This is a genomic window from Nonomuraea pusilla (assembly GCF_900109355.1).
Lineage (GTDB): Bacteria > Actinomycetota > Actinomycetes > Streptosporangiales > Streptosporangiaceae > Nonomuraea > Nonomuraea pusilla.
Genome location: NZ_FOBF01000011.1, coordinates 1 through 20,169 on the forward strand (window position 1 = coordinate 1; position 20,169 = coordinate 20,169).

The window sequence follows — 20,169 nt, forward strand, 5'->3', positions numbered from 1 at the left end:
GTGGGCATGGCCGGGCACTCGATCGGCGGCGCGAGCACGTCGTGGACCATGGTGAAGGACCGGCGGGTGCGGGCGGGGGTCAACATGGACGGCACGTCCTTCGTGCCCGTCCCTGAGCAGGGACTGAAGCGGCCGTTCATGCTGATGGGCGCGGGCGACGAGCACGAGCCGGGCGGCAAGGACACCACCTGGGGCCCGCGACTGGGCCCGCATGACCGGCTGGAAGCGCTGGATCACGCTGGAGGGCGGCGACCACGGCTCCTTCACCGACTACGCGATGATGACCAAGCAGTCGGCCAGGGAGCTGGAGGTCACCCGGGCCTACGTGGCCGCCTTCATGGACCGGCACCTACGCGGGGACGACGAGCAGTTGCTGGACGGCCCCTCCGAGACCTACCCCGAGGTGAAGTTCCGGAAGTGAGCCCGCACGCGTGCCGGCCGGGCAGACCGACCCCCACCTCGTCCATGAGCCGCTCGCAAGCCCCCTCGCCACAACACCACCACCCGCATCGCCGTGGACGCTGGAGGATTCCGGGCCGGCAGTGCCAGCGCCGGCCCTGCGAGGGCGAACCGTGACCCCCTGGTCCGCGCCACGGGGTCCCTGTGAGCTGCCAGGCGCACCCGATCCTCCCATCGCTTCTGCGATGCAGACGACCATTCAGTGGCCGCATATGCCAGGAATGCCGGAAGAAGAGCGAGGGCGCCACCGAGGCCGATCAACGGCCCCGGAGGCCAGAACGAGTCCATCAGGTCAGGAAACGAACGCCCCTTCGGAGGGCCGGGCCAGGCGGTGCAGCCAGGCGCAGGCCGATCACGGCCGCGAGCACGAGCTGTCCGCCGCCGGGTGGCCTGCGGCGAGCCTTCCCCAGCTTCCCCTCCGAAGAGCCGTGGATGATCTCCGCCGAGCGCTACCACGCGGTCCTGACACCGCTGATCATCCTCACCGGGGAGTGAACCGCCACAACGGCATCGTGGAAGGAGACACCGTCCACATCCTGAAGACGCTCATCCCCGAGATCGGCCCGTTCCACGCGGACGGCGGCTTCAAGGACGTGTGCCGTACCGACGGAGCTTGGCACTGACCGTCGCCCCGCAGGCGTGCGCCAGTCATGGCAGCCGTCGGCTCCAGCGCCCGCGACAGCGGCGCGGAGGCGTTCGACGCCACACCCCCTTGACGCGCCCGGAGCGGTCGGCCGCTGTGGCGGTGCGTCGCTCAGACCCAGGTGTAGTTCTGATCCGTGACGGCCGGCAGGTGGGGCCGGCCGGGATGGGCCTGAGGGGTGGCCAGGGCGCTGACGGCGGGCCCGATGAGAGGGAACAGCGGCAGGTCCTCGGCCTTCCTGTAGTCGACCCATTCGATGATCCCCGGTTCGCTGCTGCCGTCGGGCAGTTCGTCGTGCTCCACCGTGGCGAGCTGGGCGCGCACATCCGGCGTGATGTGGCAGCGGAAGATCAGGTGGATCTTCCGGGCCGGCGGGGTGGGGCCGGGCCGGGTGACCATCTGGTCCTGGATCCAGCAGAGTTCGGGTGGGGTCGCCTGGTCGAGGTCGAGCCGGAGTTCCTCGGCGAGTTCCCGGCGCAGGGCCTCCAGCAGGTCTTCCCCCGCGTTCACGTTGCCGCCCGGGGGCGTGTAGTGCGAGCCGGTGGGCCGGTCGCGGCGGATCAGCGCGATGTCGTCGCCGCAGAACACGAGGGCGCCGGTGCGGATTCTGACGCGGGAGAACGGCGTGGTCGGGTCGGTCATACGGGAAGTACTGCCCCGTGGGCGCGCCGGGACTGACCGCCCTCGACCACTTGTGGTCAGGCGGTCTCGGCGCGGCCGAGCCAGTCGTCCACGACGTCGATGGCGACACCGGCGAGCCCCGGACCGTAGGCGGCGGCGTCGGCGCGAACGCGGTTGGGGTCGATGCCGGCGGCGGCCAGCTCGTGGGCGTGGCCGATGAGCCAGGGTTCCAGCCGGGTGTGGTCGGCTTCGAGGTGGAACTGCAGCCCGAGCACCTCGTCGCCGAGGCTGAACGCCTGGTTCGGGAAGCCGGGCGTCTCAGCCAGCCGTGTCGCGCCCGGAGGGATCGCGAACTGATCGCCATGCCAGTGCAGCACGGGCACCCCGTCGAGGGGCGCGAGTGCCGAGTCGCGCCCTGCCGGGGTCAGGGTGAGGGGTCCGTAGCCGATCTCCTTGCGGCCGGTGGATCGCACCTCGGCTCCGAGTACGTCGGCGATGAGCTGCGCGCCGAGGCATACCCCGAGTGTCGGCCCACCCGCGCGCAGACGGGCGGCGATGGCCTCCTTCTCCGCTTCCAGGAACGGGTACGCCGCCGTCTCGTACACGCCGATCGGCCCGCCCAGCACGACGACGAGGTCGGCTCGCAGCAGGGCTTCCGGGGTGATCCGGTCGATTCCGGCGTCGAGATGGGAGGTGCGGTACCCGCGCGCGTTGAGCAGCGGGGCGAGCAGCCCGAGGTCCTCGAAGGGTACGTGCCGGATTGCCAGGGCGTTCCCGGTCATTCGCTGTATCTCCGTTCTTTCTTCTGCTCGGCCGGTGTCGTCGGGTTCCTCGCGCGGCTACGCGCGTGCGTGATGTCCGGTGCTCAGCCCGGGGTCGCGACGGAGCGGGCGCGTAGCGAGCGGCAGACCTCTTCCGCGGCCGCCGTGGTCGCGTCGATGATGGACGCGCCGTGGTGAAGTTCGCGGACGAGGGAAGCGGCGAACACGTCTCCGGTGCCTTTCGCCGCGGTGTCGACGCGCTCCTCGATCACGACGGTGTGGTCCTCCGGAGTGACGACCAGGTTGATGACCTGTTCGGTCACGTCGGCCCGCTCGGGTAGGTCCGCGCCGGTGACGACGACCCATTCGCCCCGGGGCCCGAGCAGGCCGCGGGCCAGCTCGGCGAGGGAGGACTCGTCGAGGTCTCGGAGGGGGTGGGCGGGCAGCAGCCGGTCGAGCTCGTACAGGTTGGGTGTGAGGCCGTTCGCCAGTGGAAGCAGCTGGTCGCGCAGAGCGTCGGCCACGTGATGGTCGGTGTACGCGCCGACGTCGTCGTCGCCCAGGGTGGGGTCGACGACGACTCGGAGGCCGGGTCGGTGAGCCAGGAGCTCGCGCAGCCATTCGGCCACGACGCGCACCTGTTCGGGCGCGGCGAAGTACCCGGTGCAGATCGTCCCGGCCGCCTCGGCGACGCCCAGCGCGGTGAGGTCGTCGAGGGCGGACGCGAGCCAGGACGACGGGACGGTGTGGGTGTGGACGCTGCGGTACGACGGCAGGTTGCTGAGCAGGGTGGTGGGCACGGTGGCGACCCGCAGCCTCGCGCCCGTCAGGACCGGTAGTGACGCGTTCGTGCCGACCGTGCCATAGGCGAGCTGGGAGCCGAACACGATCACGTCGACAGGGCGAAGATCGAGCTCCCACCGTTCGCTTGTCCCTTTCACGGGCTCCTCGGTGGAGCTCACGTTGTGCCTCGGGGAGGTGTCGTCCTGCACCGTGTCATCCGATCCCCGCCGCGCCGGGCCAGTAGTCGCCCGCGGGGGTGGCGCGGGCGCCGAAGATCGCTTGGCCGACGCGGACGACGGTGGCGCCTTCTTCGATCGCGACCTCGTAGTCGCCGGACATGCCCATCGAGAGCTCGCCGGGGCCGATGAGGTCGGGATCGGCTTCGCGGGCCCGGTCTCTGAGCACGCGCAGGAGCGTGAAGCACCGGCGCACCCGTTCCGTGTCCGGGGTGAAGATCGCCAGGGTCATGAGCCCCCGCACCCGCAGGCTCGTGTAGCGGGGCAGGGCCGCCAGGAAGCCTGGCAGTTCCTCGGGCTGGATGCCGTACTTCTGCGGCTCGGCGGAGGAGTTGACCTGTACGTACACGTTCAGGCCGCGCCCGAGTGCCTGGAGGCGCCGGTCCAGCGCCTCGGCGACGCGGATGCTGTCGAGGGCCTGGAACTCGGCGGCGTAGGCGGCCACCTCCCGTGCCTTGTTCGTCTGGAGGTGGCCGATGATCGACCAGGTCACGTCGAGGTCCGCAAGGGCCCGGTGCTTGCGGGTGGCCTCCTGGACCTTGTTCTCTCCGAGCTGTCGGCAACCGGCCCGCACCGCCAGGCGGATGCGTTCCTCCGGCACGGTCTTGCTCACCGGCAGCAGGCGAATCTCGGAGGCGGAGCGGCCGGACCGCTCGGCCGCGGCGGCGATGCGCGCCCGGACTGCGGCGATGTTCCGGGCGAAGTCGTCGACACTGTTCGCCGTGGCGTGGGGAACACCGGCGACCTCCTCATTTGGCATAGGTCAAACCTTAGCATAGGCTTATGCCGAATTCCGTGGGGCTCAGGAAGGAAGGGTGGCCCATGAGCGGCCAGATCTCAGGTCACACCGCGAGCGACATCGCGGCGAGCGTCCGTCGCCTGGTCGACAGCGGAGCCCTCGTCGCGGGTGACATGCTGCCGTCGGTGCGTGAGCTCGCCGGGCAGCTCGGGGTCAACCGCAACACCGTCGTGGCCGCCTACCGGCAGCTCGTCCAGGCCGGGGTGGCCGTCACCCGCGGACGGGGCGGGACGTCGATCGCACAGCCGGCCGTGATCGCCCAGGAGGGGTTCGCGTCGAACACGGTGCTGCGCGACCTGGGCAGCGGCAACCCTGACCCGCGGGCGCTTCCCGATGTCGCGTCGGCGCTCGCGTCCATCTCGGCGACCCCGGTGCTGTACGGGCAGGCCGTCGCCGACCCCGAGCTGGCACAGTGGGCGACGCGGTGGCTCGCCGCGGACCAGCCCAGGGAGTTCGGCCTGCAGGTGACCTCCGGCGCCGTGGACGCCGTGGAGCGCCTCCTGGCGCAGGCCCTCACGCAGGGCGACGCGGTGGCACTGGAGGACCCGTGCTTCCTGACCAGCGTGCACACCGCCCGACTGGCGGGCTACCGGACCGTGCCGGTGCCGGTGGACGACGAAGGAATGACCGCCGACGGCCTGCGCGCGGCTCTGGCGGCGGGCGTACGGGCCGTGGTGTGCACACCCCGCGCCCACAATCCCACCGGCACGGCTCTGACCGCCGCCCGTGCCGCCCAGCTCCGCGAAGCGCTGGCCGAGCACCCCTATGTCCTGGTGATCGAGGACGATCACTTCTCCCTGCTGTCCTCGTCGGCGTATCACACCGTCATCGGCCCAGCGCACCGGCGCTGGGCGCTGGTCCGTTCGGTCTCGAAGTTCCTCGGCCCCGACCTGCGTCTGGCTCTCGTGGCCGCCGACCCGGAGACCTCCACCCGGCTCTCGGCGCGGTTGACCCCCGGGACCATGTGGGTCAGCCACCTGCTCCAGCGGCTCGCCCACGGGCTCCTCACCGATCCGGAGGCACGGGAGCGGATCGCTCGCGCCCGAGAGCACTACAGGAGTCGTAACGCATCGTTCGTCGCCGTCCTCGCTCAGCGGGGCATCGCCGCCCAAGCCGCCGACGGGCTGAACGTGTGGGTCGACGTGAACGCGGACGCCCGATCAGTGGCCGAACAGCTCATGCGCCGCGGCTGGCTGGCCCGCACCGGCGACGAGTTCGCCCTGAACCGGGACGGGCCCAGCGCCCGGCACCTGCGGTTGACCGTGCACGACCTCGACGAGACCGCGACGCAGAACCTCGCCGACGACCTGGCCGCCGCGATCGCCGCTCTGCCCCGCCTGACGGGCGCGCACGCATGACCCAGGCGCTCACCGCGCTGTACGACCTGCGCGGATCCGTCCAGGAACGCCCGGTTGAGCGGGTCGCCGGATTCCGCGCCGGGCGCGTCCGTACCCGCTCAGCACGCCATCACCGCCGCGCCGCGCCAGGACGGCGCCTTGCCTGCCCCCCTCGTGCCGGGAGGACGGCTGCGTGAGCGGCGAGCCGCCGCGGCCGGGACCGACCCGATCACCTGCGCATCGCGACGCGATCGGCCGCCTGGGTCGGTTCCCGGCCCACCACACTCCGAAACCACACACCACACAGAACAGGCGTGACCGCCCACGCCACGCCGCCGCCGCCACGACAGGAGAACCCGCCATGTCCGTCCTCGACATCCCCGACACCGCCGTGGAGCCGGAACCGCTGCTGCGCACCGAGATCCCCGGCCCACGCAGCCGCGAACTGCACGCCCGCCGCGTCGCCGCGGTGTCCCGCGGCGCCGGCTGGGCGCTGCCCGTCTACATCGACTCCGCCGAGGGCCCGTGGCTCATCGACGTCGACGGCAACCGCTTCCTCGACCTCGGCTCAGGCATCGGCGTGACGACCATCGGCCATCGCAACCGCTCGGTCATCGCCGCAGCCGCCGAGCAACTGGAGAAGGTCACCCACACCCTGTTCACCGTGACCCCCTACGAAGGCTACGTCCGCCTCGCCGAGCTGCTGGCCCAGAAGACCCCCGGCACGCACGCGAAGAAGAGCCTGTTCGTCAACTCCGGTGCGGAGGCCGTCGAGAACGCGGTGAAGATCGCCCGCAGACACACCGGCCGCCGCGCCGTCGCCGCCCTCGACCACGCCTTCCACGGCCGTACGAACCTCGCCATGGCCATGAACCACAAGGCCGTGCCGTACGCGACGGGCTTCGGCCCCCTCGCCCCCGACGTCTACCGGGTGCCGAACTCCTACCCCTACCGCGACGGGCTGAGCGGTGAGCAGGCGGCCGCGCGGACCATCGCCTACCTCGAACAGCGGATCGGGGCAGCGGACCTCGCCGCCGTCATCGCGGAACCGATCCAGGGAGAGGGCGGCTTCATCGTCCCTGCCGAGGGCTACCTGGCAGCGCTGCAGGAGTGGGCGACCGCGAACGGGGTCGTGTTCATCGCGGACGAGATCCAGTCCGGGCTCGGCCGCACCGGCACCTGGTTCGCCGCCGAGCACTTCGGCCTCGTGCCCGACCTCGTGCTCACCGCGAAGGGCATCGCCGCGGGGCTGCCCCTGGCCGGGGTCACCGGCCGCGCCGAGATCATGGACGCGGCGCAGCCCGGCGGTCTCGGCGGCACCTTCGGCGGCAACCCCGTCTCCATCGCCGCGGCCCTCGCCGTCTTCGCCGAACTGGAACGCGGCGACCACTTCGCCGCTGCGCAGCGGATCGGCGCGACCCTCCGGAAGGGCCTGACCGCGCTCGCCGCCCGCCATCCCGTCATCGGGGACGTCCGTGGCCACGGCGCGATGATCGCCTTCGAGCTGAGCGTCCCCGGCACCAACGAGCCCCGCCAGGGGCTCGCGCCCGCGGTCGCGGAATCCGCCGCGCAGCGCGGAGTTCTGCTGCTCACCGCGGGCAGCGACGGCAACGTGATCCGCTTCCTGCCCACCCTCGCGACGACGGACGCACAGTTGGAGCACGCACTGACGATCATCGACGAAGCCCTCGCCGCCCACGCCTGACCGGAGCGGCAGGACCGGGTGCCCGCGGCGAAACCGCGGGCACTCTCCGGTGGAGTGACCGAGAGGCAAGGTAACGACTTGCAACGCCGTGCACGCGGGTTCGACTCCTGCCTCCACCTCAAACCCGGCCACTGAGCCGTTTCCCTCCTGACGGCGGCGAGCGTCGAGGCTTGCAGCGGGCGGGCGGGCGGGCGGGCGGTGCGGCCGGACGGCGGCGCCGCCCGCTCCCGCCCTAGCGGTCCTCATGCCGTCGGATGAGGCTCCCCTCCCCGTGGTGGGCGGGGGCGGGTGGCCTGCCGCCGCGGTCGGCGCGTCTGTTTCTGCGGGGCCAGGTCCTGATCCGACGTCTCGGGACGTTCGGTGCGGATCGGGTTGCCGCGTACCAGTTCGTCGTGGATGTGCCAGCGGGCGGTGGTGACGGCGCGCTCTGCCGCCTCGTCGCCGTGTTCGACGCGCTGTCGCAGCAGCCGCATCGCGATGCGGCGGTTGAGGCTGAACTGCCGCTCGGTGTCGACCACGATGACGATCCCCGTGGGCCGGTGCGTCGCCCGTACGGCCGTGCCGGCCTTGTTGCGATGTTGACCGCCGGGGCCGCCGGTGCGGCAGGCGACGACGTCGACGTCCGCTTCCGCGAACGTCGTGCGCGGGGCGTCGACCTGGCACGGCCGGGCGATGACGTACCAGTTCTTCCGGCCGGTGCCGGCCCGGTAGGGGCTGGGGGCCTGCCAGCACAGGGTTCCGGTCCACGAGGCGGCGAACGCCTCGGCGCCGTCTCCTGCGATTCGGATGAGGACCGATCGGTAGGTGCCGGCCCGGTCGCCGGGAACCGTGTGGGCCCGCTGGATCTCCAGGCCCTGCCGGGTGGCGTCGCCTTCCAGGCGGTGCAGCAGCCGAGCCAGCGCCCACGCGCACTCCTGCGGGCCGCGCCCGGCCGACAGGAGCAGGTGGACGGTCACGGCCGGCCTCGCTTGCGGCGCTGGTCGCGGTGGTCCCGCTGGGGGGCCGGTCCGAGGTCGGGCGTCTTGTAGGTGACCAGAGGGATCGTGGTGGCCACGGGTGTGGCGAGGTCGTGGTGGACGAGGTCGGCGATCACTTGCTCGATGCGCTTGTAGGCCGTCGGCGCCTCCTCGAAGAGGAGCTGGCGGTCGCCGCACACCACCAGCGACCCCATCGGCGTGCGGCGCAGCTCTTCGACCGTGTGCTTGGCCCGTCCGCGGCGCAGGGCGTCCGCGCGCGACATCTTGCGGCCCGCGCCGTGCGCCACGGAGTGGCCGGCGTCCGGCCCGGCGTGGGCGGCCACCAGGTAGGAAGGGGTGCCTCGCGTACCGGCGATGAGCACGTCGCGGCCGTCACCGGGCGCCGCCCCCTTGCGGTGCAGGTAGCTGCCGTCGCGGAGCTCGACCAGGTTGTGGCACTGGTCGAGGATCGGCTCGGTGGGCTCGGCCCCCAGCGCGTGGGCGACCCGGGCGGCCAGCAGCCGCCGGTTGAGCGACCCCCACCGTACGGCCTCGTCATGCATCGCCAGGTACGCGCCGGGATCAGGGGCGGGACCAGCGCCGTGGACCGCGGTGTGCTCGCGCAGGATCCGTTCGCCCAGCCCGCGGGAACCGCTGTGGACGATGAGAACCAGGTCGCCGGCGGCGAGGCCGAGACGGGCGGCGTGGCCCGGCTCGAAGACGGTCCCGACCCGCGCCAGCTCGACGAAGTGGTTGCCCCGGCCGACCGTCCCGAGGCCCTCGACGTGACCAGCGGGTATGCCGTCCTGCGCGACGGCCCAGGCGGGATCGTCGGCATCCCGTTCAGGGTCCAGCGCGCGGTCGAGGTCGGGGAACCGGGCGGCGAGCTTCTCGGGTACGGCGCGCTTGAGCTTGACGGGGAACACGGCGATGCCGCAACCGATGTCGGAGCCCACCAGGAACGGGTACAGGACGGTCGACGCCATGGCGGCGCCGATGGGGGCGCCCTTGCCTGGGTGCAGGTCCGGCATGGCGGCGACGTGCGTCATGCCGTCGAGCGCGGCCACCTGATGGCACTGCGCGACGGCATCGGACTCGATCCAGCTTGCGGGGGAGGCGAACACGGTGACGGTGGCCGACCCCGTGGCCGGAGGGGACGGCGGCAGGAGCTCCTGCCGGGAGTGTCGCTCAGACAAGGACGCTCTCTTCGCTGAAGAAGGGTATGGGCGGGCGGCATCACGGCACGAGTCGGCGCCGTGGCATCTCGAAGCAGCGGGGTGCTGTCCGTCAGAGCCTCATGGACACAACGTTCTCTGAGCTCCGCCATGCCAGGCAAGCCATTTTCCGCCGTACGGACCTGCACGGCCGCGCGGCCACCGGCACGGCTGCGCAGATCGGGTGTCTGGGGCACTCGCTTAGGAGTGCGGTGAGCCGGGGGAGTGGCGGGCGCCGGTTTCGGGGATTCCGATCGCCCGGAGGGGAGGGCGGTCGTCTGGTTGTGCGGGTCAGGGGTGGCGGAGGGCTGTCACCAGGCGGTCGAGGCCGGGCTCTCCGGACGCGTGGTCGAGGGCTGTGGAGAGGGCGTGTTCGTACGTCGAGGTCGCCTCGGACTTTCTGGCGCGGCCTTCGTCCGTGATCACGCTGTAGACGCCGCGCCGGTCGTCCGGGCACAGGTCCCTGCGGGTCAGCCCGGCCCGTTCCAGCCGTCCGACGAGCCGGGTCACCGAGCTCTGGTTGAGTCCGAGCAGGTCGGCGAGGTCCTGCATGCGCAGTTCGCCGCCGGGCGCGTCCGACAGGTGGCACAGGGCGCGGTACTCCGACAGGCCGAGCCCGTGCCGCTGGAGCGCTACGGCGAGTTCGTGCTCCACCCGGGCGTGCAGCCGCACCACGCCGACCCAGACCTCGTCGTCCCTGCTGCTCATGACTGCGTACCTCCCGCGTTGACAGCCACCCTACATGCATGTACAGAATATGCATGTACAAGCAAGTAAATGAAGGGAACCGGCATGGCCTGGATCCACCTGCTCGTGGCGGCCGTCTTCGAGGTCGTCTTCGCGCTCGCCACCAACGCGAGCGAAGGCTTCACCCGGCTCGGGCCGTCGCTGCTGACGGTGGCCGCCGCCGCGGGCGGCATCTTCTTCCTCAGCCTGGCGCTGAAGACCCTGGACGTCGGCGTCGGCTACACCGTCTGGACCGGCATCGGCTCGGTGGGCACGGTCGTGTTCGGCACGCTCGTCTTCGACGAGCCGCTCGGGCCCATGAAGATCGCCGCGTTCGTCCTGATCATCGGCGGTGTCATCGGGCTGAAGCTCGCCGACCGCCTGACCGCCGCGCCGGCACCCGCGTCGCCCCCGGCGTCCTCGTCCGCGGCGACATCCTCGTCCTCGTCCTCAGCGGCGTCCTGACCGGCGGTCTGACAACCGCCCCGCCCGAACCGGAGAATCCCCATGGCCTGGATCTACCTCGGCATCGCCACCGTCTTCGAGATCGCCTTCGCCCTCGGCACCAACGCCACCCACGGCTTCACCCGCCTGTGGCCCTCGGTCTTCACGCTGCTGGCCGCCGCCGGCGGCGTCTTCACCCTCAGCCTGGCGCTGAAGACGCTGGACGTCGGCGTCGGCTACACGATCTGGACCGGCATCGGCTCGGTCGGCACGGTCCTGCTCGGCGCGCTGCTGTACAAGGAGCGGATCACCCCGCCCAAGCTCGCGTCGTTCGCGGCGATCATCACCGGCGTCGTCCTGCTCAAGCTGGCCTCCGGCGCCTGAGCGGCACGGGCGCGCGGAGACGCGGAGACCCGGAGACCGCGGAGACGCGGAGAGGCCCCGCGGCGCGTGGCGCCGCGGGGCCGGGCCGGGCTCGCCGGTGCCCGTCTAGTAGATGCTCACCCCGTAGGCGCTCAGCGCCTCGGTGACCGGCTGGAAGAACGTCGTGCCGCCGCTCGAGCAGTTGCCGCTGCCGCCCGAGGTCAGGCCGAGCGCCGTGCCGCCGGAGAACAGCGGGCCGCCGCTGTCGCCGCCCTCGGCGCACACCGTCGTCTTGATCATCTCCCGTACGGTGCCCTCGGCGTAGTTGACCGTGGCGTTCAGCGCCGTCACGGTGCCGCTGTGCAGGCCGGTGGTGCTGCCGCTGCGCTGCACCGACTGGCCGACGTACGCGTTGCCGGCGCCGGTGATGTCGCGCGAGCCGCTGTAGAGGTTCACGCTGCCCGGCTTGGCGATGCTCGTGTTCGTGTAGCGGACCAGGGCGTAGTCGTTGCCGGGGAAGCTGCTGCCGGAGACGGTGCCGAGCACGGTGGTGCGGCTGGAGTTGGCGTACCAGGTCGAGGCGATGTTGCCGCAGTGCCCGGCCGTCAGGAAGTAGTACGTGGAGCCGCTCACCACGTTGAAGCCGAGGGAGCAGCGGTAGCCGCCGCCGTAGATGGCGTCGCCGCCCTGGATGAACAGCTGGAACCTGCCCGGCTCGTTCTCGACGCGCACCGCGGGCGAGGCCTCGCTCGCCGCCGCGCCGAGCTGGGCGGCCGACTGCTGGTTGGCCTGCTGGACGGCGCCTTCGACCTTGCCGCGCGCGCCGCCGCCGACCGTGCTGTCGACCCACACGACGACCTGGTTGGCGGCGGGGTCGACGGCCCACGCGGTGCCCGGCACCCGGGCGGTGCGGTCGAGCTGCGCCATGAGGCCGGCCAGGTGCTCACCGCTGCGCGGCACCACCTTCGGCACGGCGCCGGCGTCGGTGACCGCCTGCGCGTCGGCGGGGTCGGTGATGGTGACGACCATCTTGCCCTGGGCCTGGTCGAAGTACGACCCGGCGGTGCGGTCGCCGAGCCTGCTCTCGGCCGCCGCCGCGGCCGCCGCTGGGTCGGCGCCGGGCTGCGACGGGGGCGGCGACGCCTGGGCGGGTGAGCCCAGCAGCGCGCTCGCGAGGAGCCCGGCGGCGGCGATCAGACCTGCGCGCCGGGTGCCTAATCCACGGATGCTCACGGAAAGCCTCCTGGGGGGTGGGGGTGACCTTCCGCAAATATGAACACATTCGCCGACAGGAGCAAGACCTTTCCGACTGCTTTTTTGACTACAAGTCATGACCGATGTAGAGGTCGATTTCCTGGCGAATGGGATCTCCTATCGGATCGGCTCCCGCCCGTTCTACGCCGAACCGACCGCGCTCATCGCGGCGCGGCCGCCGGCCTGGCCGCGTCCAGCGGAACGCTCTCCGGGCGCAGCGTACAGGGCGAGCATCAGCAGCAGGAGCGGCTGGGAGGCGAGGTCGCGCCGCGCGTCGAGCGCCGCGCGCCGCCCCGCCTGGCGTCTTCCCCCACCCTGCCGATGTGCGTGACCGGCACGTCGTGACAGGGGCGGCGTGGTGGACCGGGCGGGGCAGGTTTCGGGGGCGCTGGGCGGGAACGGGGAGACGACTGCCCCCGACTGCCCCCGTATCGCGAAGGAGAGGATGTCACCGTGAACGCTCAGCAGGACGTCATCGACGTGCTGGTCACCGACCACCGCGAGGTGGAGGAGATGTTCACCCGGCTGGAGGCACTGACCGGCACCGGAGGTGAGGAGGCCAAGCACCTGGCCGAGAAGGTGGTGATCGAGCTGGTGCGCCACTCGGTGGCCGAGGAGGAGTACCTGTACCCGGCGGCGCGCGAGCACGTTCCGGGCGGCGACGAGGTCGCCGACCACGAGATCAAGGAGCACGCCGAGGCCGAGCGGACCATGAAGGACCTGGAGCGGCTGGAGCCGGGCGACGCGGAGTTCTGGCCGACGGTGCACCGGCTGATGGACGAGATCCGCCACCACATCCGCGAGGAGGAGGGCGACCTGTTCCCGAAGCTGCGGCAGGCGTGCACGCCGCAGCAGCTCGTCGAGCTGGGGGAGAAGGTGACCAGGGCGAAGAAGCTGGCCCCGACCAGGCCGCACCCGTCGGCGCCCGACACGCCGCCCGCCAACAAGCTGCTCGCGCCGGGCGCCGGCCTGGTGGACCGCCTGCGCGACGCCCTCACCGGCCGCGGCCGTTCCTGATCCCCGCTCCCTCCGCCGCCGGCGGCCGCCCGGGGGCCTGCCGCGGTCAGGGCGGGGGCAGGAGGTGGCGCGACAGCCAGGACACCACGGTCCCGACGTACGAGACCCGGTTGGACGTCCGCCGGATCTCGTGCCCCTCGTCCGGGAAGATCAGGTGGTCGCACGGCAGGCCGCGCGCCGCGGCCGCCGCGATCACCTGCTGGGCCTCGTGCAGCGGGACGTTCGTGTCGCGGGCGCCGTGCACCACGAGCAGCGGGGCGGTGATCCGGTCGAAGGCGCGCAGCGGCGACAGCGCGCGCAGCAGGTCGCGGTCGGCCTCCGGGTGGCCGTACTCGCTGACGGCCGCGGCGGCGATCCACGGCTCCGTCCTGGCGTAGAACGTCTCGAAGTCCGCGATGCCGCACACGTCCACGCCCGCCCGGAACATCCCCGGGTGGGCGGTGAGCGCGGCGAGCGTCAGGTAGCCGCCGTACGACCAGCCCATGCAGGCGATCCTGCCCGGGTCGGCGGCGCCCGTGCGGACGAGCGCGGCGACGCAGTCGGCGACGTCGTCGATCGCGCGGAAGCGCAGCGCCAGGTCGTCGGCCTCCCGGAAGGCGCGCCCGTAGCCGGCGGAGCCGCGCACGTTCGGCGCGAGCACGCCGATCCCGGCGGCCAGCAGGTTCTGGTAGAGGGGGTTGAAGGCGGGCCGCTCCTGGTCCTCGGGGCCGCCGTGCAGGTGCACCGCGAACGGCGCCGGGCCGCGCGCGCCGGGCGGCCGGTAGAGCCAGGCGGCCAGTTCCAGCCCGTCCCTGGCGCGGATCCGCACCGGTTCCGCCCCCGCCGCGCCGGGCAGCGGCCCCGCGCCCGCCACCCGCGCGCAGCCGCCGCCGTCCAGGTCGCACACGAGCACATGGGACGGCTCGGTCGGGCTCTCGGCCGCGAGGACGGCCAGGGAGCCGTCCAGGGACGTCCGCACCGAGGTGACGACGTCGGCGGGCGGCGGGGGAAGCGCCCTGGCCCGCCCGGTCTCCGTCTCGACGACGGCCAGCTCGGAGCGGCCGTCCACGTTCCACACGAGGACGGCCCTGCGCCCGTCGGGGCTGAGCGAGAACCGGTCCAGCTCGGCGTCGGGCCGCTCGGCCAGCACCGCGGCCTCGCCGCCCGCGGGCACGGCGACGAGCGCGGCCCTGTCCCGCCCCGCGTCCGACAGCAGGTACGCCACGTCGCCCAGGGGCGGCAGGGCTCCGTGGTCGGTCGTGCCCGGCAGTCCGGGCAGCAGCTCCCGCTCCTCGCCTGGCGGGTGCCCGGAGGGCAGCGCCGCCAGGGACATCCGCCTCCTGCCGCGCGGCCCGCGCCGCAGCAGCACGGCCGCGTGGTCGCGGCTGGCGGCGGCGGGCCACAGCAGCGGGCCCGCGGCGACGACCTGGCGCGCCCCGGTGGCGGCGTCGGCGAGCACCGCCTCGGTGCGTCCCTCCGCGGAGGTCTCGGCGAGGAGCAGCACGTCGCCGCGGTGGGTCCAGCGCACGAACGACGCGGACCCGCCCGGGGGCGCGGCGAGGGGGCGCAGGTCGCCGCCGTCGGGGCGTACCGTCCAGACCTGGGTGTGCTCGCCGCCGCCGGGGGCCACCAGCACCGCCAGCCGCTCGCCGGTCGGCGACCAGCTCACGTCCGCCACCGGCTGCGGGCCGGTGTCCACGGGGTGCGCGGGCGCGCCGCCGGCGAGCGGCGTGATCCAGACACGGGGCGAGCCGTCCTCGTCGCCGACGTAGACGACGGCGTCGTCGCCGGGCGCGAGCGCCGGTCTGCGGCAGCTCCACGCGGTCAGCGCCGCGTGGGCGGGCAGGCGGGCCCCGCCGGTCAGCAGCTCCGCCATCACACCCCGTGGGCCTGCAGCCACAGCTCCAGGAGCCCGATCTGCCACAGCGTGCTGACCCCGGTCGGCGTCCTGTGCCCGTCCGGTTCGGCGAGCAGCCGGTCCACGCACTCGCGGCGGAACAGCCCGCGCGCGGCGGGGCCGGTCAGGGCGTCGCGGACGAGCTCCAGCACCGGCCCGTCCACGTGGCGCACGGCGGGGACGGGGAAGTAGCCCTTGGGACGGTCCACGACCTGCCCGGGCAGCAGCCCGCGGGCGGCGTCCTTGAGCACGCCCTTGCCGCCACCCGCCAGCTTCAGCTCGGGCGGGCAGGCCGCGGCCAGCTCGACCAGCTCGTGGTCGAGGAACGGCGTGCGCGCCTCCAAGCCGTGCGCCATGGTCATGTTGTCCACCCGTTTGACCGGGTCGTCCACGAGCATGGCGGTCGTCTCCAGGCGCAGGACGGCGTCGAGCGCGGTGTCGGCGCCCGGCCGGTCCAGGTGGCCGCGGACGAACGCGCCGCTCGCGTCGTGACCGGCCAGGTGGGCGGGGGCGACGACGCCGGCCAGCTCGGCGTGCGGCCGGTCGAAGAACTCCCTGGCGTACACGTCGGCGGCCCGCTCGCGCGGCACCCCGGCGAGCGGCGGGAACCAGCGGTAGCCGGCGAACACCTCGTCGGCGCCCTGCCCCGACTGCACGACCTTCACGTGCCTCGCGACCTCCCGCGACAGCAGGTGGAAGGCGACGCAGTCGTGGCTGGCCATCGGCTCGCTCATCGCGTGCACCGCCTGCTCCACCGCGGACGCCACCCGGTCGGCGGGGACGCGGACGCGCTGGTGCTTCGTCCCGAACCGCTCGGCCACCAGGTCGGAGTAGGCGAACTCGTCGCCCTGCTCGCCGCCCGCCGCGTCGAACCCGATGCTGAACGTCAGCAGGTCGTGCTGCCCCTGCTCGGCCAGCAGCGCGACGATGACGCTGGAGTCGAGGCCGCCCGACAGCAGCACCCCCACGGGCACGTCGGCCACCATGCGCCTGCGCACGGCGGCGCGCAGCGCGTCGAGCACCGCCTCGCGCCACTCGCCCGCGCCCATCCCCGCCGCCCCCGGGACGGCGTCGCGGGTGTGGGACGGCTCCCAGTAGCGCACGTCCGCGGTCGTCCCGTCGGCCTCGACGGTCCGTACGGTGGCGGCGGGCAGCTTGCGCACGCCCGCGAGCACGGTCCGCTCGCCGGGCACCAGCGAGTGGAACGTCATGTAGTGGTGCAGCGCCACCGGGTCGACGGAGGTGTCGACGCCCCCGGCGGCGAGCAGCGCGGGCAGCGTGGAGGCGAAGCGCAGCCGCCGGGCGTCGCGGGTGACGTACAGCGGCTTGACGCCGAGGCGGTCGCGGGCCAGCGTCAGCCGCCCGGTGCCGCGCTCGTGGACGGCGAAGGCGAACATGCCCTGGAAGCGTTTGACGCAGCGCGGCCCCCACCGGTGGAACGCCTTGACCAGCACCTCCGTGTCGGACGTGGACGCGAACCGGTAGCCGGCGCGGCGCAGCTCGTCGCGCAGCTCACGGTAGTTGTACAGGCAGCCGTTGAAGACGGCCGCGAGGCCCAGCGCGGCGTCCACCATCGGCTGGGCCGCCTTGTCGGACAAGTCGATGATCTTCAACCTGCGGTGCCCGAAGGCGACGGGGCCGAGCGACCAGTGGCCGGACCCGTCGGGGCCGCGCTCGTGCATCGTCTCGGTCATCCGGGCGACCGCGCCGATGTCGGCCGCCTCGCCGTCGAACCGGATCTCGCCGCTCACGCCACACATACGTCTCCTCTGGAGTCGGTCGGTCAGCCGGATCGGCCCGGTCGGGCGCTCAGGCGGCGCGCGGGCAGGGGGAGGGGGAGTGCAGGGTCGGGCCTCCCGCGGGCCGGTCCCAGCGCGCGGAGCGGGTCTCCTCCAGCAGGACGTCCACGACGTCGGACAGCCGTCCGCGCCGGGCGAAGGCCAGCCGCTGCCGGTGCGCCGAGCTGCCGCGCGCCAGCGCCTCCGCCGTCAGGGCGCGGATCAGCTCCCAGTCGCCGGACGCCTCCAGGTGGGGCCGCAGGTCGTCCAGCAGCCGCCGGATGACGGCGGGGGCCGGGCGCGGCACCCCCTCGACGGGGTCCACCAGCTCGCCCTCCAGCCCCGACCTGGCCGCCTGCCAGGTGGCGGCCCGCACCGCCGCCAGGTGCACCTCCCTGTCCGGGTCGGCGCGCACCGCCTCCAGCTCCCTGGCCACCAGCGCCCGGTACAGCCCGGCGATCAGCACGATGTCCTCGACGCGTGGGCAGGAGTCGCAGATGCGCAGCTCCACGGTGGGCGCGTGGGACGAGGGGCGGATGTCGAAGTAGATCATCCCGGGGTCGGCGATCACGCCGGAGCGGATCAGCCCCTTGATCATCTCCTCGTACTCGGCGGCCGAGCGGAAGCGCGCCATCGGGCCGGCGGTGGGCCAGCGCTGCCACACCAGGGTGCGGTAGCTGGCGTAGCCGGTGTCGGAGCCGTCCCAGAACGGTGAGCTGGAGCTGAGCGCGAGCAGCGGGGGCAGCCACGGCCCCAGCCGGTGCGCGACGGCCACGGCCAGGTCGCGGTCGGCCACCTCGGCGTGGACGTGGGTGCCGCAGATGAGCTGCTCGCGGGTGAGGAGCTGGAAGTCGGTCAGCATCTGCTCGTAGCGGGGGACCGGGTACACCTTCAGCTCGTCCTTGTCGACGAGCTGGGGCGTCCCGGCCGCCATGATGCCCAGGCCCAGCGCCTCGGCCTGCCTGACGGCGGTGCCGCGCAGGTTGCACAGGTCGCGGGCCAGCTCGTCGAGGGTGAGCCAGGGGTCGCTGTTCGACTCCAGCATCGACCGCTGCAGCTCATGGGTGAAGCGGCCGCGCGGCAGCGTTTCGAGCAGGAGGTCCGACCGGGGCGCCAGCCGCCGCGTCGCGGCGTCGACGATGTGGAACTCCTCCTCCACGCCGACACGAATCGCTCCCATGGACCCCGGCACACCCACCACTCCCAACTTATGCGTATTTATCCAGATTTAGGGCTTATGCCCGAAAACGTATGTTCTGCACCTAATAACGGTTTTGCTCGGACCGTACGGGCGCATGACGACCCCGGCCCGCCGCCCTGTCCGGCGGGTCGCTCCTCACGTGGCGCTAGTCCTCCTCGCGGACCACCCGGACGGTCCTCAGCGAGCCGTCCATCGCGTCGGGGACCACCATCCCGGCGTCCACCCCGGTCCTCAGGTAACGCAGCACCGCCTCGTCCAGCCGCTCGCCGGGCAGCGCCGCGGGCACGCCCGGCGGGTACGGCGTCAGTAGCTCCGCCGTGACCCGGCCCGCCGCCTCCTCCCACGGCACCTGCTCCGCCGGGCCGAAGAAGGCGTCGCGCGGCGGCATCGCCTGCTCCAGGCGCAGCTCGGCGGGGCCGGGCACCTCGACGGCCGCCCGAGGCAGCTCGTGGGCGTGCTCGACCAGGTCGCCCAGCGCCTCCAGCAGCCGGCGCGCCGTCCCCTCGTCGTCGGCGTGACTGAGCTGGACGCTGATCCGCCGGTGGTCGGAGACGTGCAGGTTCACCCGGTGGCGCTCGCGCAGCCAGTCGGCCATCGCGTAGCCGGCCCTGTCCAGGGCGCTCACGTCGATGATCACCTGAAGCGGGTCCATGTCGAAGGCGCGGCCGGGGCCGCAGAAGTCCTCGCGCCCGTGCGCGCGCAGGCCGTCGAGGTCGCCGACGGCGGCCCTGACCTCGGCGGCGAGGGCCAGCGCCCGGTCGTACAGCTCCTGCCCGTGCTCCACCATCTGGCGGCGCCAGCCGTCCAGCGCCGCGTGGACCAGCACCGACGGGCTGGTCGTGTCGAGCAGGTCGGCGCGCGCCTTCAGCACTCCCGGATCGACGAAGTCGCTCTTCAGGTGGAACACCGACCCCTGCTCCAGCCCCGAGCCCATCTTGTGCACCGACGTCACGCAGAGGTCGGCGCCCGCGTCCATCGCCCAGCTCGGCAGGTCGGGGTGGAAGGGCAGGTGCGCGCCCCACGCCTCGTCCACGATCAGCGGCCTGCCGTGCTCGTGGCAGACGCGCGCGATCGCCGAGAGGTCCGCGCACGTCCCGTACGGCGACGGGCTCGTCACCAGCGCCCCCTTGGCGTCCGGGTGCTCGCCGAACGCCGCCTCGAACGCCGCCGCCGCGGGCGGGTGGGCCAGGTGCAGGCCGGGGTCCCAGCGCGGCTCCACCCAGACCGGGCGCACCCCCGACAGGATCAGGCCGGACGCCACCGACTTGTGCACGTCCCGGCCGATGAGCAGCTTCTCGTGCGGCCCCGCGACGGCGAGGATCGCCGCCTTGACCGACAGGGAGCTGCCGCACGTCGAGAAGAACGTGTGGTCGGCGTCCACCGCGTCGGCCATCAGCTCCTCGGCCCGCCGCAGGACGCCGCGCGAGCCCCTGCGGTCGTCGAGGCCGGCCGTGGCGAGCACGTCGTTGAGGAAGACGGACTCGCCGAGCACGGCGCTCACGCGCGGGTCCGTCCCGCGCCCCTGCTTGTGCCCGGGAGGGCCGAAGACGAGCTGGCCGGTGCGGTGGTAGTCCAGCAGCGCGTCGAGCACGGGCGCCTGAGAGTGATCCATGCCCTACGCTTCCCGCCCCGTTTGACGGGAAACGCCAGTGTTGCGGTAGGTTCTCCTGTCAACCAGCGAGACGGGAGCGCGCCCTGTGGAGAACGGCTACACGGCCGGCTGGCCGGGGATCATGCGCGGCGCCGGCGCCTACGACGACGAGGCCACGCACGCCAGGGAGGTGCTGCGCCGCGTGACCGAGGCGTTCGCCAGGGCGGGCAGGCCCATGGGGCACGACCACTACGGCGCCGAGCTGGAGAAGAGTTTCCCCCAGCTCAAGGCCGACGTCATCGACGCCTTCCACGCCCACATCGCCGACCTCGACCGTACGCGCGACGGGCTGCGCGTCACCGCGGCCGGCTACCGGGCGGCGGACGCGCCGGAAGCCTGACCGCC

At 73.1% G+C, this 20,169-nt stretch carries 19 protein-coding genes and 1 tRNA gene; 8 read left to right on the plus strand and 12 right to left on the minus strand.

Annotated elements, in window-relative coordinates; translation table 11 throughout:
• Window positions 1-211 precede the first annotated feature (211 nt).
• A complete protein-coding gene (locus BMX74_RS22590) occupies window positions 212-421 on the plus strand; it encodes a hypothetical protein (RefSeq protein WP_091102579.1) in 210 nt (69 codons plus the stop codon).
• 792 nt (window positions 422-1,213) lie between these two features.
• Here BMX74_RS22590 and BMX74_RS22595 read toward each other — a convergent pair.
• From BMX74_RS22595 to BMX74_RS22610, 4 genes are all read right to left on the minus strand, one after another.
• Entirely contained in the window at window positions 1,214-1,744 is a 531-nt protein-coding gene (locus tag BMX74_RS22595; protein ID WP_055501236.1) for an NUDIX domain-containing protein, read from the minus strand.
• A 56-nt stretch (window positions 1,745-1,800) separates the two neighbouring features.
• Complete coding sequence (locus BMX74_RS22600) at window positions 1,801-2,505, minus strand: glutamine amidotransferase (RefSeq protein WP_055501237.1); 705 nt, start codon at window positions 2,503-2,505, stop codon at window positions 1,801-1,803.
• Between the two features lie 83 nt (window positions 2,506-2,588).
• Window positions 2,589-3,425 carry a bifunctional hydroxymethylpyrimidine kinase/phosphomethylpyrimidine kinase gene (locus tag BMX74_RS22605; protein ID WP_176573259.1) on the minus strand — a complete coding sequence of 279 codons (837 nt, stop codon included), beginning with the start codon at window positions 3,423-3,425 and terminating at the stop codon, window positions 2,589-2,591.
• A 55-nt stretch (window positions 3,426-3,480) separates the two neighbouring features.
• A complete protein-coding gene (locus BMX74_RS22610; RefSeq protein ID WP_091102584.1) occupies window positions 3,481-4,263 on the minus strand; it encodes a YggS family pyridoxal phosphate-dependent enzyme in 783 nt (260 codons plus the stop codon).
• A gap of 62 nt (window positions 4,264-4,325) precedes the next feature.
• Between BMX74_RS22610 and BMX74_RS22615 the strand changes: the two genes are divergently transcribed.
• The 3 genes from BMX74_RS22615 to BMX74_RS22625 all read left to right on the plus strand — a co-directional run bounded on the left by BMX74_RS22615 (window position 4,326) and on the right by BMX74_RS22625 (window position 7,463).
• A complete protein-coding gene (locus BMX74_RS22615; protein ID WP_091102587.1) occupies window positions 4,326-5,660 on the plus strand; it encodes an aminotransferase class I/II-fold pyridoxal phosphate-dependent enzyme in 1,335 nt (444 codons plus the stop codon).
• Between the two features lie 340 nt (window positions 5,661-6,000).
• The gene (gabT, locus tag BMX74_RS22620) at window positions 6,001-7,344 is read left to right on the plus strand and encodes a 4-aminobutyrate--2-oxoglutarate transaminase (RefSeq protein WP_091102589.1); all 1,344 of its coding nucleotides are present in this window, start codon (window positions 6,001-6,003) and stop codon (window positions 7,342-7,344) included.
• A gap of 48 nt (window positions 7,345-7,392) precedes the next feature.
• Window positions 7,393-7,463 (plus strand) — tRNA-Cys (locus tag BMX74_RS22625).
• A 123-nt stretch (window positions 7,464-7,586) separates the two neighbouring features.
• Here BMX74_RS22625 and prfH read toward each other — a convergent pair.
• From prfH to BMX74_RS22640, 3 genes are all read right to left on the minus strand, one after another.
• Window positions 7,587-8,300, minus strand: coding sequence for a peptide chain release factor H (gene prfH, locus BMX74_RS22630; protein ID WP_091102590.1), 714 nt, complete (start codon window positions 8,298-8,300; stop codon window positions 7,587-7,589).
• Window positions 8,297-9,496 (minus strand): RNA ligase RtcB family protein, encoded by a 1,200-nt coding sequence (locus BMX74_RS22635; RefSeq protein ID WP_082534592.1) that lies wholly within the window; start codon window positions 9,494-9,496, stop codon window positions 8,297-8,299. The genes prfH and BMX74_RS22635 overlap by 4 nt, the downstream gene beginning before the upstream one ends.
• A 309-nt stretch (window positions 9,497-9,805) precedes the next feature.
• Complete coding sequence (locus BMX74_RS22640) at window positions 9,806-10,222, minus strand: MarR family winged helix-turn-helix transcriptional regulator (RefSeq protein WP_091102593.1); 417 nt, start codon at window positions 10,220-10,222, stop codon at window positions 9,806-9,808.
• A 69-nt stretch (window positions 10,223-10,291) separates the two neighbouring features.
• On the opposite strand from BMX74_RS22640, the gene BMX74_RS22645 reads away from it, so the two are divergent.
• Window positions 10,292-10,705 carry a DMT family transporter gene (locus tag BMX74_RS22645; RefSeq protein WP_256257141.1) on the plus strand — a complete coding sequence of 138 codons (414 nt, stop codon included), beginning with the start codon at window positions 10,292-10,294 and terminating at the stop codon, window positions 10,703-10,705.
• A 42-nt stretch (window positions 10,706-10,747) separates the two neighbouring features.
• Window positions 10,748-11,068, plus strand: a complete 321-nt coding sequence (locus tag BMX74_RS22650) for a DMT family transporter (protein WP_055501244.1) — start codon at window positions 10,748-10,750, stop codon at window positions 11,066-11,068.
• A gap of 105 nt (window positions 11,069-11,173) precedes the next feature.
• Here the strand turns inward: BMX74_RS22650 and BMX74_RS22655 are convergent, their stop codons facing one another.
• On the minus strand, window positions 11,174-12,280 hold the full coding sequence (locus BMX74_RS22655) for a S1 family peptidase (protein ID WP_256257142.1): 1,107 nt from the start codon (window positions 12,278-12,280) through the stop codon (window positions 11,174-11,176).
• A gap of 474 nt (window positions 12,281-12,754) precedes the next feature.
• On the opposite strand from BMX74_RS22655, the gene BMX74_RS22660 reads away from it, so the two are divergent.
• Window positions 12,755-13,318 (plus strand): hemerythrin domain-containing protein, encoded by a 564-nt coding sequence (locus tag BMX74_RS22660; RefSeq protein ID WP_091102600.1) that lies wholly within the window; start codon window positions 12,755-12,757, stop codon window positions 13,316-13,318.
• A gap of 46 nt (window positions 13,319-13,364) precedes the next feature.
• Here the strand turns inward: BMX74_RS22660 and BMX74_RS22665 are convergent, their stop codons facing one another.
• The 4 genes from BMX74_RS22665 to BMX74_RS22680 form a co-directional block, all read right to left on the minus strand.
• On the minus strand, window positions 13,365-15,173 hold the full coding sequence (locus BMX74_RS22665) for a prolyl oligopeptidase family serine peptidase (RefSeq protein ID WP_091102602.1): 1,809 nt from the start codon (window positions 15,171-15,173) through the stop codon (window positions 13,365-13,367).
• Entirely contained in the window at window positions 15,173-16,954 is a 1,782-nt protein-coding gene (locus BMX74_RS22670; RefSeq protein WP_091102604.1) for an N-acetylglutaminylglutamine amidotransferase, read from the minus strand. Before BMX74_RS22670 ends, BMX74_RS22665 begins: the two co-directional genes overlap by 1 nt.
• Window positions 16,955-17,003: 49 nt before the next feature.
• Window positions 17,004-18,152 (minus strand): carboxylate-amine ligase, encoded by a 1,149-nt coding sequence (locus BMX74_RS22675; protein WP_055501248.1) that lies wholly within the window; start codon window positions 18,150-18,152, stop codon window positions 17,004-17,006.
• 166 nt (window positions 18,153-18,318) lie between these two features.
• Window positions 18,319-19,785 carry an aminotransferase class I/II-fold pyridoxal phosphate-dependent enzyme gene (locus BMX74_RS22680; RefSeq protein WP_055501249.1) on the minus strand — a complete coding sequence of 489 codons (1,467 nt, stop codon included), beginning with the start codon at window positions 19,783-19,785 and terminating at the stop codon, window positions 18,319-18,321.
• Window positions 19,786-19,870: 85 nt separating this feature from the next.
• Between BMX74_RS22680 and BMX74_RS22685 the strand changes: the two genes are divergently transcribed.
• Window positions 19,871-20,164: a hypothetical protein gene (locus BMX74_RS22685; RefSeq protein WP_091102606.1), complete on the plus strand. Its 294-nt coding sequence runs from the start codon at window positions 19,871-19,873 to the stop codon at window positions 20,162-20,164.
• The last annotated feature ends 5 nt before the right edge of the window (window positions 20,165-20,169 follow it).